The organism is Occallatibacter sp. (assembly GCF_049510455.1).
GTDB lineage: Bacteria > Acidobacteriota > Terriglobia > Terriglobales > Acidobacteriaceae > Telmatobacter.
This window is the reverse complement of sequence record NZ_JBEKYX010000007.1, coordinates 24,139-36,916: the sequence shown is the minus strand read 5'-3', so window position 1 is coordinate 36,916 and position 12,778 is coordinate 24,139. Positions and strand designations below refer to the sequence as shown.

Here is a 12,778-nt window from a genome sequence, read left to right as displayed (position 1 = left end):
ATCCCCGCCACGGTATCCCTATGTAGCATACTGCTTGACGGGAATATATATAGAATGCTACATAGGATGGAGGAATCGGAATCTTCAAGGTGAATCATCATGCTGGAACTGCGTCATGTTTCAAAACACTATTCCGGCATCCCGGCCGTGGACGATGTCTCGTTCGCGGCGCTGGCCGGGGAGGTGACCGGCTACCTGGGGCCGAACGGCTCGGGCAAATCGACCACCATGAAGATGATCACCGGCCTGCTCGAACCCACCTTCGGCGAGATTTTTTTCGACGGCATTCCGATCCTCGCCGATCTGATTGCTTTTAAGCGGCGCATGGGCTATGTACCGGAGGAGCCATACCTCTACCACCATCTGTCAGGGGCCGAGTATCTGACCATGGTCTCTGAGCTGCGCGATCTTCCGCGAAACCAGGGCCAGGAGCGCATTGAAGGGCTCCTTCACCTCTTCTCACTCCACGGCGACCGGCACGCTTCAATCCAGGGTTATTCGAAGGGCATGCGGCAAAAAATACTCCTGATTGCCGCGCTGCTGCACAATCCCGATCTGTTGTTGCTCGATGAGCCATTTAGCGGCCTTGACGTGGCTTCAGCACTGGTGCTGCGGGAGCTTATCCAGGAACTCGCGGCGCGCGGCAAGGTCGTGCTGTTCAGCTCACATGAGCTCGACACAGTCGAGCGCATCAGCGCGCGTGTAGTGATTGTGCACAAAGGCCGCCTAGTGGCCAATGACGAGATAGCGCGCCTTCGCGGGCTCATGGAGCTGCCCACACTTGAAGAGATTTTCTCTGAGCTTGCTGTCGAGCAGGATTCGCGCTCCGTGGCGCTGCAGATGATGGGATTGATCGATGGATGACCGGATCGGAAATGCGCTTGCGGATGGGATGAGCTGGACCTCGCGGCAACTGCGCGCGGCGCCGAGACGGATCTTTGGACGATGGGCACAGCGGCTGCCCATGGATTTTCGCATCCTTTACAAACAATTTCTGCTGCGCATTCTCGACATGGAGGCGTTGTCAGTCGAAGCCGATATGGTCGAATACCTGGCGCAGTTTGCCGGGATTCTGATCTTCATCAGTGGGATTCAGAGTCTGGGCGTACTTTTCGTCGTGCTGTTGCATTCCGGGCCTTTCACCCCGGCCGAGCTCTACACGATGGGCTGGACAGCCGAACACGGCATCGTCGAGAAGATGCTTCTGGCGGCGGGCCTGGTGGTGGTCTTTTTATGGGACGCGCCGTTTCCTGACCGGCGCGACGTGATGGTGCTGGGCCCGCTGCCGGTTCGGCCAGGAACGATTCTGGCCGCAAAGGTTGCCTCATCGGCTGCGGTGCTGGGACTGGCGGTGCTCTGCCTCAACTGGTCGACAAACTTCGTATGGCCGGGTGTACTGGGTGGTCTGCACAGTCCGCGGCTCTGTCTGGCCTGTTGGCTGGCTGTTACATTGGCTGCGGCCTTTCTCTTTTCCACTCTGCTGGCCGTCGAAGGTCTGGGAGCACTTCTTCTGCCGCGGCAGGTCTTTCTGCGCTTGAGCGCTCTGGGGCAACTGGCAGCTTTTGCTTTGTTTCCCATCGGATACTTCCTATTGGGGCAGATCGATTCGCCGACAGCAATGATGGCTGCGGAAAATCGCTGGACGGTGGCTTGCTGGCCGGGTTACTGGTTTCTGGCGCTTCTTAAGCAGGTGGCTGGTGAGTTGCCGCCGGAGATGAGTTGGTTGGCACGGCTGGCATGGGGCGCGCTGGCGCTTTCCATTATTTCGGCGGCTGCGGCGCTTATCGCCTCCTATCACCGCACCTTGCGGCGCATTGCCGAACAGCCGGACCTGGAGCCCTCCAGAAGCGGGCGCACATGGCAGTTTCCACTCGGCAGCAGGCTGGAAACGGTGTTGGTCTATTTCAGCCTGCGCACGCTGGGGCGCAGCCGGCAGCATCGAATTGCGTTGGCTTTTTCCTGGGCGCTGGTGCTGGGGCTGGTACTGGGCATGGCACGCAGTTGGATGGAAGAACGCGGACCACGGCCAGTCGATGAGAGCTTTTTGATTTACACAGTACTTATGATGGCGCTGGCCGTAGGCGGAATGCGCGGTGTGTTCGCGCTGCCTATCGCACATAAGGCCAACTGGATGCTACGCGTGACACAACTGCGGCCCACGGAGCATTACCTTGCTGCAACACGACGTGTATTGCTGCTGTTTGCCGTTTTTCCGGTCTGGCTGGTTGCGATGCTCTTCTCGCTTGGTTACCGGCCCTGGCTTGCAGTTACCGGCCATCTGCTGCTGCTGGCGATCTTCGGTCTACTGGCAATCGAAGTGAGCTTGATTGGTTTTACCAAGATTCCCTTCACCTGTTCATTTTTGCCGGGCAAGACGAATATGCAGTATGTGTTTTGGGGATATGTTCTCGGCGCGACGATGATTGTGGTGTTCGTGACAAGCTGTGAGCAACCGGCACTGATCAGCATTACGCGCTTTGTCGTAATGGCCGCGCTGGCAATTGCCGCGACGATAGCTCTGCGGCTGTGGAACCGTGAGCGGGAGCGCAAAGCCGAACTCTACTTCGAAGAGAAACCGGAACCGCCGCTGATCACTCTTGGACTTATCGTGAACCCGAGGGCACGGATATAGTGCGAAGATTTCTTTTTGTATCCCGGTCCCTAGCGCACTGAAACACTGATGTGATTGAGGCCGGGGTGAAGAGGCTTTTGCTGGCTGCCGAGGACGAAAGTGCCTGTGAGACTGCCGGGAAGAGTAATGGTGGCGTCGAGGGTGTCGCCGTGGCGTTGGTAATCGACGCTGATCTCGCCTTCGGGATGCGGGAAAGTGGCTTTCAGTGTGGGCAGCGTGCCGAGGTGAGGGGCTATGCGGACGGTTTTGAAGCTGGGACTTGATGGCTCAATGCCGGCGACGAGAGTGAGGAGATCGTAGATGGGGTGCGAGGTCCAGGCGTGCGAGTCCGAGCGGGTGTTGCCGGGGATCTCAGGCCAGGTGCTGAAGTGGAGTGGCAAGAGCTTGCGCCAGGGGTCGAGTGACTGGAGGTAAGAGTCGGCCATGTTGGCGTGGTCGAGGGCGCGGGCGAGGTAGAAGCGGAAGTAGTATGAGGCGCTGAGGATGCCGTCGGGAGTTGTCCCCGGTTCGATGGTGAGGATTTTTTTCAGGACGGTCTGCTGGTCTGCTTTGGGGATGACGTCATAGAGGACGGCGAGGACGTTGGACTGTTGGGAGAAGACTTTCTTGTCGGGGTTATCGGCGAGAAGATTGCGGTCTGGGCTCCAGCACTGCGAGTAGATGCTGCGGCGCACGGTTTCGGCCTGGTCTTTGTCACGGGTTGCAAGGACTGGGTCGCCGAGGGCCTGTTCGAGGTCGGCGGCGTCATTCAATGCGCCAAGATATTCAAGCGTGGTGGCGCAGGATTCGTTGCTAGTTGAATACGTGGGAATTTCGCCGGATGAGACCCAATCGATGAAGCTCCACCAGGGGAGTTTTTCGAGGAGGCCGTCTTTTGTTTCGTGCTGCTGAAACCAGCCGAGGATGCTGCGTGTGCCAGGGAGCAGGTTGCGAACGAAGTGAGGATCGTCGCGGTAGATCCAGAAGTCATGGAGCATTCCTATATATAGAAGCGAAAACGTGGGGATGTTCTGCGGGAGCGAGCTGGGATAGCGGCTGCGGGTGATGCCTTCCGGGAGCCGCGAGTGGTCGAAGGCTTCGAGCGCCTGGCGGCCGAGACGGTCATCGTTGGCGACGGTATAGGAGATGAGGGACTGGATGCGGGTGTCGCCGACATACTGAAGCTGCTCCCAGTAGGGCGTGTCCATGTAGGTTTCGTGGGCATCGAGGCGTGCGGTGCGCCAGCTTATCTCCCAGATTTTGGCGAGGTCGGGGTCGGGGGTGGTGAGCTTGGCCTTTTCCTCGAAGGGGTAGGCGGTGAAGAAGGCCTTGAGGGATTCGAGCTGGAGGGGTTCGTCGGCGGTGGTGATGTCGAGCGCGAGATAGCGCCAGGTGCGCCACCAAAGCGGCTCGAAGGTGCGGTGCTGGCCGCCATCGGGGAGGAAGATGTCGGTGAGGCCGAGGGCTTGGCGTTCATTCATCTGTCCATCCGAACCACGATAATCTGTGGCGTCACGGTCACCTTTGTGGCGGTTCTTGTCGTAGAGAGCTTCGGTATAAGTCAGCTTGATGGTTGCGCCTTTGCCGCCAGAGACGGTGAGTTGGGGGTAGGCGGTGGTGAGGGTTTTGCGGTCGAGGAGAATGCGCGCGTGGCCTCCAGGTCCAATTGAGACTGAGGTAGCTGGGAAATCCCTGAAATATGTCGATTTCTGAGGAATAGGTGGCTCAGACGGCGGAACATTGATGTCATCCAAAGATACGCGGACGACTTCTCCGGAACTGGTTTGTGTGTACTCCATGTGCGGAAGACCATCCGGCACGAGGCCCCAGGGATTATCGCCTGTGGTCTCGGCTGAGTGGGCGTGATTGTTGCCGGGATAGATGCTGTCGCGCATGGGATCGCCTGCATCCACCCATCTGCCGCGAGAGACATGCTCTCCATTCCATGTCCAGTCATATTTAGAGGCGTCGATCTCTTCGCCGGGGCCTGCGGCCATGTACTCCTTGAAAGAAACAGAGGAGCGGTCGAGAGCGATGTGGCCGGGTTCGATTTCGACCTGCCAGTTTTCAGGGGTGCTGATGGACTGCTCTCCTGTGGCTTCGCTTTCGAGAAGGAAGGCGGTGCGGTCGGAGATTTGAGCGATGGGAGCGTAGACGCCGAAGTTCCAGACGGTGGCGGTGATGGCGTTGTCGCCGGTGTGCAGGTAGGGTGCGAGATCGAAGGTTTCGTAGCGCCAGTGGGTGAGGTCGCCGCGGGCTGGGCCGTCGCCGATGCGCTTGCCGTTGACGTAGAGAATGAAGCGGTTGTCAGCGCTGACGCGGACGATGTAACTGGAGCGAAATGTTGGCAATGAGAGCATGCGGCGGAAGTGAAGGACGATGGGTTCGCGGAGTGGGGCGGTGGGATGGGTGATCCAGGAGGCGTGCCAGGAGTGGGTTGGCGGGTCGGGCTGAGCAGTAGCTTGCGCGTTTAGGGGCGCGTTTGCGGGCCCATTTGCCGCCGTTGCCCACAGGAGTGTTACGATCACGACCAACCATGCTGCGCGCATCTTTGCCCCCACCCAATTCGTCATCAAGATTAACGGAGAACCCGCCCCGGAGCGCAATTGCGCTGCAGGCACGGTGCATGAATAACTGGTTCTATGCGTTTGATTTCGCCGGGCTGTAACCTTGCGTTCACATTTCGCGGGTAGCCTAAGTAAGGTGACCGTTCCAGTGTCCGAAATACGCACTTTCCAGCCTCAGTTCCCGCCACAGAAGAACGCCAAAGGTCAGGTGCAAGCGCCACAGCCGGGCGGAGCGCCGGGTGGGGACGGTCAGACGGGGGACCAGTCTGGCTCGGCGATCCGCGCCTTCCTGCGCTCGCGGGGCAACTCGGCAGTTGCCGACGGCGGATTCCGCGTCCTGATGATTCTGTGCGGCTTTTCGATCTTTGCGATTGTGGCGCTGATTGCGATTGTGCTGATATACCGCTCGGGCATGGTTTGGCACAACTTCGGGCTCCGGTTCTTTTACACCTACGATAAAGACCCGGCGACGGGGCGGCCGCTCTACTGGGATCCGGTGAACGGGCACTTCAGCGCGGTGCCGTTTCTCTACGGCACGCTGGTTTCGTCCTTTCTGGCGCTGCTGCTGGCGGTTCCGCTGGCGATTGGCGTAGCGATCTTTTTGACGGAGATGTGCCCCAGGATGCTGCGTGCTCCGCTGGCGTTTTTGACGGAGCTGCTGGCGGCAATTCCCTCGGTGATCTACGGGTTGTGGGCGGTGTTTATCCTGGTGCCGCTGCTGCGGGAGCATGTGAATCCGTGGCTGTCAAAGGGGCTGGGATGGACGGGGCTGTTTACGGATGACAATCCGACGGGGCTGGGTTTTGTTTCTGCCGCGATTATTCTGGCCATCATGATTCTGCCGATTATCTCGTCGCTGACGCGCGAGGTGATGACGGCGGTGCCGCACTCGCAGCGCGAGGCAGTGCTGGCGCTGGGCGCGACGCGGTGGGAGATGATCCGCATGGGCGTGCTGAGGAATGCGCGGATCGGCATTGTGGGCGGCGTGATGCTGGGGCTGGGCAGGGCGTTGGGCGAGACGATGGCGGTGGCGATGGTGATTGGCAACACCGCTGAGATTCATACGAACCTGCTGGCCAATGGCGCGTCGATGGCTTCCGTTATTGCAAATGAGTATGCCGAGGCGACCAGCGACCTGCATCGCAGCGCGCTGACAGAGCTGGGCCTGGCGCTGTTTATTGTGACGATTCTGGTGAATGCCGCGGCGCGCCTGCTGGTGTGGGCTGTAACGCGCGGCGCGCCTGCAGAGGCCCACTAGGAATTGGGTGGTAATAACCACCCTTGCGATAGAAAAAATCGCAAGGGTGGGGCACGGTACAGGAAGGTTTGAACAGGGGCTAAAGCCCGACGATTTTTGGGGAGCATGATTGGCACGACTGAAGTCGTGCCCTGTTACAAACCGAAAGGTACGGAGAAACGATTTTGCCACTGAGCGGCAATCCAATTCGATCGAAGATTCGCGCGGCGACCGATAACGCTGTGACGGGGCTGGCGATTCTGGCGACGCTGCTGGTGATTGCGCCGCTGATGGCCATCTTTGGCTACCTGGTTTACAAGGGCGCGTCGAGCGTGAACCTGGATTTCTTTACGAAGATTCCGAAGCCGGTGGGTGAAGAAGGCGGCGGCATGGCGAACGCGATTGTGGGTTCCGCCGTGCTGCTGGCGCTGGGAACAGTGATCGGCGTGCCGGTGGGGATTGGCGGCGGAATCTACCTGGCGGAGTTTGGGCGCGGGACGAAGCTGGCGAATGCGGTTCGGTTTACAGCCGATGTGCTGAATGGCGTGCCTTCGATTGTGATGGGTATGGCCGCATACGCGCTGCTGGTGGGGCCGAAGGTGTCGTGGCTGCCGTTTCTGGGGCACTTTTCGGCTTTTGCAGGTGGGGTTGCGCTGGGAATCATGATGATTCCCACAGTGTGCCGGACGACGGAAGAGATGCTGTTGATGGTTCCCCATGCGGTGCGCGAAGCTGCGCTGGGCCTGGGCGTGCCGAATTGGCGCAGCGTACTTTCGATTACAGTAAAGACAGCTTCACCGGGCATTATTACGGGCTGCATGCTGGCTTTTGCGCGCGTGGCGGGCGAGACGGCTCCGCTGATTTTTACGGCGCTGGGCAACGAGTACTGGAGCCTGGATTTAAACCAGCCCATTGCGGCTCTGCCGCTGCAGATTTACAAGTACGCGCTTTCGCCGTATGACGAGTGGCACAGGCTGGCATGGGCCGGGGCTCTGGTGCTGATTGTGCTGATTGTGCTGTCGGTTTCACTGGTGCGGTATGTGACCAGCCGCGGTGTTTTGAAGGGAGCTAGTTGAGCAGGGGCTAAAGCCCCTCTTCTTTGAACCGCTTGATCGGCACGACTAAAGTCGTGCCCTGTTACAAAGCAAGTTTGAATTTGTTGTTTGTGCAAGTTTGAATTCGTTGTTTGTGCAAGTTTGAATTTGTTGTTTGTGCCAGTTTGAATTTGTTGTTTGTGAAGGAGAAATGCTCGCGTGGGCGTTGGAATCGAAGTTACGAATCTGAATGCGTGGTACGGGACGAACCACACGCTGCAGGACATTAACCTGCACATCCCGGCGAACCATGCAACGGCGCTCATTGGGCCATCCGGCTGCGGCAAGAGCACTTTTGTCCGCTGTTTGAACCGGATGCATGAGACCAATCCGATTGCGCGCGTGACGGGCGGGGTGAAGGTGGGCGATGTGGACATCTATGCCGATGCCAAGCCGGTGGAGATCCGGCGGCGGATCGGAATGGTGTTCCAGAGGCCGAATCCATTTCCAACCATGTCGATATATGACAATGTGGCCAGCGGATTGAAGCTGAACGGATACAGCAACCGGCGCGTGCTGGATGAGATTGTGGAGAAGTCGCTGAAGAATTCGGCGCTTTGGGATGAGGTTAAAGACGATCTGAAGAAGAAGTCGGGAGCGAGCCTTTCCGGCGGCCAGCAGCAGCGTTTATGCATCGCGCGGGCTCTGGCGGTGGACCCTGAAGTGTTGCTGATGGACGAGCCGGCGAGCGCACTGGATCCGGTTTCGACATCGAAGATCGAGGACCTGATCTTTGAGCTGAAGTCGCAATACACGATTGTGATTGTGACGCACAACATGCAGCAGGCAGCGCGCGTGGCGGAGAAGACAGGCTTCTTTTTGAACGGACGGCTGGTGGAGTTCGATTCGACGCATAAGATCTTTACCAACCCAAGCGATAAGCGCACCGAGGATTACATCACAGGCAGGTTCGGATGACACGCATACGGTTCCAACAAAGCCTCGAAGACTTGAAGGAGAACCTGCTGGTGATGGCGGGCCTCGCGGAGCAGGCGATTCAGCGCGCGATTGAGGCCTACCGCACGCGCGACCTGTCCATCTGTGACTTGGTGAAGCGCAGCGAGCTGGCGATTAACCGGATGGAACGCGACATTGACCAGGCCGCGCTGGACCTGCTGGCCATGGAACAGCCAATGGCGAAGGACCTGCGCTTTATTCTTGCCGTGATCAAGATCAATGCCGACCTGGAGCGCGTGGGCGACGCGGCGAATTCGATCATCGACCGCGTATGCAATATGGATCAGATGCCGCTTGTGGAACTGCCTGTAGATATTCCGAGAATGGCGCGGCTGGCTTCAGATATGGTTCGCAAGAGCCTGCAGTCGTTTATTGAGGCCGACGCGGAGATGGCGCGGTCTGTGCTGACGATGGATGACGCTGTGGATGCGATGAACCGCTCGGCCTACAAAACGCTGACGCAGGTGATGGAAGAGAACAGCTCGATTGCCCCGCAGGCCTTGAATGCGCTGATGATTTCGCGAAGCCTGGAGCGAGTGGCGGATCACGCGACGAATATCGCCGAAGACGTCATCTTCTGGGTGCAGGGCGATGACGTGCGCCACCACAAGAGCGTGCCGCAGGCCAAGCAGCAGGCGAAGACGGAAGCAAGCCCGGCGGCGAAGGACTCCGTCAGTTAGCGACAGGCTGTTGAAATCGGCTCTGGCGAAAACGCAAAATTCTGCCTATTTTCCTGTCGCATTTTCCGCGTCGGGCGCAATATCATGCGCTTATGAGCAATCTAAATTCCAAGTCTCTTGAGGAACTTCAACAGCAGCTCGGAAAGCGCATGAACGCGCTGCGATTGCTGCGAAATCTCGATCAGCGCACAACAGCGGAGCTAGCCGGGCTTTCCGTGCGCACGGTGCTCTACCTGGAAGAAGGGCGCGGGGCCACGCTGAATACGCTGCTGCGAGTGCTGAGGGCGCTGGATGCGCTGGATGGCATGGAATTACTTGCTCCCCGGCCTGCAGGAAAGCCTCTGCCACTGCCGCGCGGCCCGCGAGCCAAAGAGAGACTGCAGAACCGCATCGACAAGAAGGCGAAGAGCGCGAAGAGACAGCCCGCGAAGAAATCCGCAAAGTAGAAACTTATGCGCGGACAGCAAAAAGCCTCGGGGGGCGACCGAGGCTTTTTGCTTTCTCCCTGCATGTAATTTAAGAAAGTAATTTAATTTATATATAGGTATCTATCTTTAAGTAAATATGTATAAGTCGATCTAATGTATATTCCGTTTAATGCTCAATGTTCAATGTATGTAATGTACTTATAACTCGGAGGATTGGTCTTTAAGTTAACGGGACCCGCCTGGATTGGGCGCCGGCTGGGGCTGCATGTTATCTCCGCCCATGTTGCTGAGCAGGCGGATTTCCACGCGGCGGTTCTTATGGCGGCCATCAGCGGTATTGTTCGGCGCCACTTCCTGATCCTTGCCGATGCCGATCAGGTAAAACTTGTGCGCGGGAACGTTGTATTTAGCTGCCAGATACTGCACCACCGCATCTGCGCGACGGTTGCTGAGGTCGTAGTTATATTCCTGGGAGCCGGTGGAGTCCGTTCCGCCGGTAACTTCGACGATGTAGCCTTTGGCGCCGCCGAGTTGAGCAGCGAAGCCATCCAACTGATCTTTGCTGTCCTTGGTAAGCATGGCCTTGTCGAAGCCGAAATTCACCGAGACATCCGCGAGCGACTTATAGTTATCGAGGCCCTTCACGACCTCACCGAGCGAATCAGCGCGATGCACGGCATCGTTTGCCGCCGTTTCCGCCTGACCTGATGCCTGCTGCGCGTTCTGCGCATTCTGATTAGCGGAGTTGGCTGAGTTCTGTGCCTGCTGAATACCAGTCGTGGCACGCGCGTCTACATCATGAATATTGCGGTTGTTATCCGCGGTGCGGTCTTCCAGGTTATTCGTTTTATCTACAATAGGCGCCGTCTGTGTATTGACCCAGTTCTTGGTGGCGCACCCTGTTACGGCAAATAATGCGATTGCGGCCGCTCCTGTTGCCATCCGAAGATTCATTTTTATCCTCCTGCTGCCGTGAGATTGCACACCGGCAGGGTTTGTTGCACGCCCTACCTAGTGCATGCACCATGCCAAACTGACGATTTTAAGGAAGCTCATAAAAATCAATGGTTTACGGAAATTTTCGCGGATCGAGAACATAGCCTTAACCATGTATTTTTTACCGTCGTCGTAACCTTTTGACCGCGTAAGAAGCGCCCTGGGGCGGACACCGCGCCGAAAAAGCTCCGATTTTCGTAATCCCTTCTCTTTGCGGCTAATCTAAGGAAGGGCCCGTTGCTCTTTTCGACAAAACATTCGCTTCCAGCGATTTTTAACTGATATGGACCTGCACGAGAAAATCCGTACGCTGCCCACGCAGCCTGGCGTGTATATGTACAAGAACGCGCAAGGCGATGTGATTTATGTAGGCAAGGCGAAGAACCTGCGCTCGCGGGTGCGGTCGTATTTTCTGGATGCGGCGCAGGCCAATGCGAAGACCGGATCGCTGATGCGCGAGGCAGTGGACATCAGCTACATCCTGGTGGGGAACGAAGGCGAGGCGCTGGCGCTTGAGAACAACCTGATCAAGCAGCGCAAGCCAAGGTTCAACATTCTGCTGCGCGATGACAAGACCTACCCGTACGTGAAGCTGACTCTGGGAGATCGCTTTCCGAAGGTCTTTGTGACGCGGCGGCTACGGAAGGACGGCGCGGCATACTACGGACCTTACTTTCCGGGAAACCTGGCCTATCGCGTGGTGGAGCTGATTCACCGGAGCTTTCTGATTCCGAGCTGCAAGGTGGACCTATCGCGGTATTATCCGCGGGCTTGCCTGCAGTTCTACATTCATCGCTGCCTGGGGCCATGCGTGGAAGGGCTGACCACGCCGGAGGCTTACAAGCAGGCGGTGCGCGACACGCAGATGCTGCTCGAAGGCAAGGCGACGGAGCTGGAAAAAACGCTGACCGAACGCATGATGGAAGCCGCGAATGAGGAGCAGTTTGAGGCTGCGGCACGGCTGCGGGATCAGCTTTCCACGGTGCAGCAATTGCAGGAAAAGCAGCGCATTGCCACGGCGGAGCTGAACGATGACGCGGACGTTTTCGGGTATCACTTTGAAGAGGGCGCGCTGGCAGTAAATCTGTTTCACATGAGGCACGGAAAAATTGTGGACCGGAGAGAATTCTTCTGGGAGGATTTGCCTGAATTGATGGAGAGTCTCGCCGTGGAGAACACTCAGGAAGCGGAAGAAACCGCGCACTTTGAGCCACGGAGCGAGACAAACTTTAACCCAGGCCAGCTCTTCTCTGCGCTGCTCAAGCAGCTTTACATCGATCAGCCATACGTGCCGCGCAGCATTCTGGCGCCTGCTGATTTTCCGGATCGTGAGTTATTGGCGGGATTGCTGAGCGAGCGCGCGGGTCACCGGATTGAAGTGGCTGTGCCGCAGCGCGGCGAGAAGCGATCGCTCGTTGACCTGGCCGCGCAAAATGCGAAGCAGTCTTATGTGCAGCGGTTCCGCGTCCTGGAGCCCTCGCAGAAGGCGATCCAGGAAGCGTTGGCCGATGCGCTGATGCTGCCGGATCTGCCGCAGCGAATTGAGTGCTTCGATATTTCGCACATTCAGGGCGCGGAGACCGTGGCGTCGCTCGTCGTATGGGAAGACGGCAAGATGAACAAGAGCGAGTATCGCAAGTTCAAGGTGATGACGGTGCTCGGCGTGGATGATTTCGCATCGATGCGCGAGGTAGTTCACCGGCGATACAAGCGGTTGAAGGATGAGGATAAGCAGATGCCTTCACTGGTGTTGATTGACGGCGGTCTGGGACAATTGCACGCCGCCGCAGACGCGCTGGAGGAGCTTGGATTTACGACGCAACCACTGGCTTCCATTGCCAAGAAGGAAGAAGTGATTTATGTGAGCGGCAATGAGGACGATCCGGTGGTACTGGATCGGCGCTCGCCTGTGCTGCACCTGATGCAGATGATTCGCGATGAGAGCCATCGGTTTGCCGTGGGCTACCACAGGCAGCGGCGCGCCATGCGCGATCGCGAGAGTGAGCTGCTGTCGATTGCCGGAGTGGGCGCGCTCACGCGGCAGCGACTGATTACGCATTTTGGCAGCCTGCGGGACGTGCAGCAAGCAACGGTGGAGTCGCTTGCCGCGGTGGTTTCAAAGAAGACAGCAGAAAGCATCTGGCGGTACTTTCATGAAGAACAGATTGTTCCATCGGAATGAAGTTCGCAGCCCGGTCGATGCCAGAT

The 12,778-nt window shown here is 57.9% G+C and carries 10 protein-coding genes; 8 read left to right on the top strand and 2 right to left on the bottom strand.

Features of this window, described 5'->3' with window-relative positions:
* Positions 1–99: 99 nt before the first annotated feature.
* Positions 100–864: an ABC transporter ATP-binding protein gene (locus tag ABSG47_RS02415; protein WP_424165905.1), complete on the top strand. Its 765-nt coding sequence runs from the start codon at positions 100–102 to the stop codon at positions 862–864.
* Positions 857–2,632, top strand: coding sequence for a hypothetical protein (locus tag ABSG47_RS02410; RefSeq protein ID WP_424165903.1), 1,776 nt, complete (start codon positions 857–859; stop codon positions 2,630–2,632). Before ABSG47_RS02415 ends, ABSG47_RS02410 begins: the two co-directional genes overlap by 8 nt.
* Positions 2,633–2,661: 29 nt before the next feature.
* On the opposite strand, the gene ABSG47_RS02405 is transcribed toward ABSG47_RS02410, so the two are convergent.
* Positions 2,662–5,139 carry an alpha-L-rhamnosidase-related protein gene (locus ABSG47_RS02405; protein WP_424165900.1) on the bottom strand — a complete coding sequence of 826 codons (2,478 nt, stop codon included), beginning with the start codon at positions 5,137–5,139 and terminating at the stop codon, positions 2,662–2,664.
* 187 nt (positions 5,140–5,326) lie between these two features.
* On the opposite strand from ABSG47_RS02405, the gene pstC reads away from it, so the two are divergent.
* The 5 genes from pstC to ABSG47_RS02380 all read left to right on the top strand — a co-directional run bounded on the left by pstC (position 5,327) and on the right by ABSG47_RS02380 (position 9,592).
* The gene (gene pstC, locus ABSG47_RS02400) at positions 5,327–6,436 is read left to right on the top strand and encodes a phosphate ABC transporter permease subunit PstC (RefSeq protein WP_424165898.1); all 1,110 of its coding nucleotides are present in this window, start codon (positions 5,327–5,329) and stop codon (positions 6,434–6,436) included.
* A gap of 164 nt (positions 6,437–6,600) precedes the next feature.
* Positions 6,601–7,491, top strand: coding sequence for a phosphate ABC transporter permease PstA (pstA, locus tag ABSG47_RS02395; protein WP_424165895.1), 891 nt, complete (start codon positions 6,601–6,603; stop codon positions 7,489–7,491).
* Positions 7,492–7,668: 177 nt separating this feature from the next.
* Complete coding sequence (gene pstB / locus ABSG47_RS02390) at positions 7,669–8,427, top strand: phosphate ABC transporter ATP-binding protein PstB (RefSeq protein ID WP_424165893.1); 759 nt, start codon at positions 7,669–7,671, stop codon at positions 8,425–8,427.
* Complete coding sequence (gene phoU / locus ABSG47_RS02385; protein WP_424165890.1) at positions 8,424–9,146, top strand: phosphate signaling complex protein PhoU; 723 nt, start codon at positions 8,424–8,426, stop codon at positions 9,144–9,146. The genes pstB and phoU overlap by 4 nt, the downstream gene beginning before the upstream one ends.
* 149 nt (positions 9,147–9,295) lie before the next feature.
* On the top strand, positions 9,296–9,592 hold the full coding sequence (locus ABSG47_RS02380) for a helix-turn-helix domain-containing protein (RefSeq protein WP_424165887.1): 297 nt from the start codon (positions 9,296–9,298) through the stop codon (positions 9,590–9,592).
* 207 nt (positions 9,593–9,799) lie between these two features.
* Here ABSG47_RS02380 and ABSG47_RS02375 read toward each other — a convergent pair whose 3' ends face one another.
* Positions 9,800–10,528, bottom strand: a complete 729-nt coding sequence (locus ABSG47_RS02375; RefSeq protein WP_424165885.1) for an OmpA family protein — start codon at positions 10,526–10,528, stop codon at positions 9,800–9,802.
* Between the two features lie 325 nt (positions 10,529–10,853).
* On the opposite strand from ABSG47_RS02375, the gene uvrC reads away from it, so the two are divergent.
* On the top strand, positions 10,854–12,752 hold the full coding sequence (gene uvrC, locus ABSG47_RS02370) for an excinuclease ABC subunit UvrC (RefSeq protein ID WP_424165882.1): 1,899 nt from the start codon (positions 10,854–10,856) through the stop codon (positions 12,750–12,752).
* Positions 12,753–12,778 lie beyond the last annotated feature (26 nt).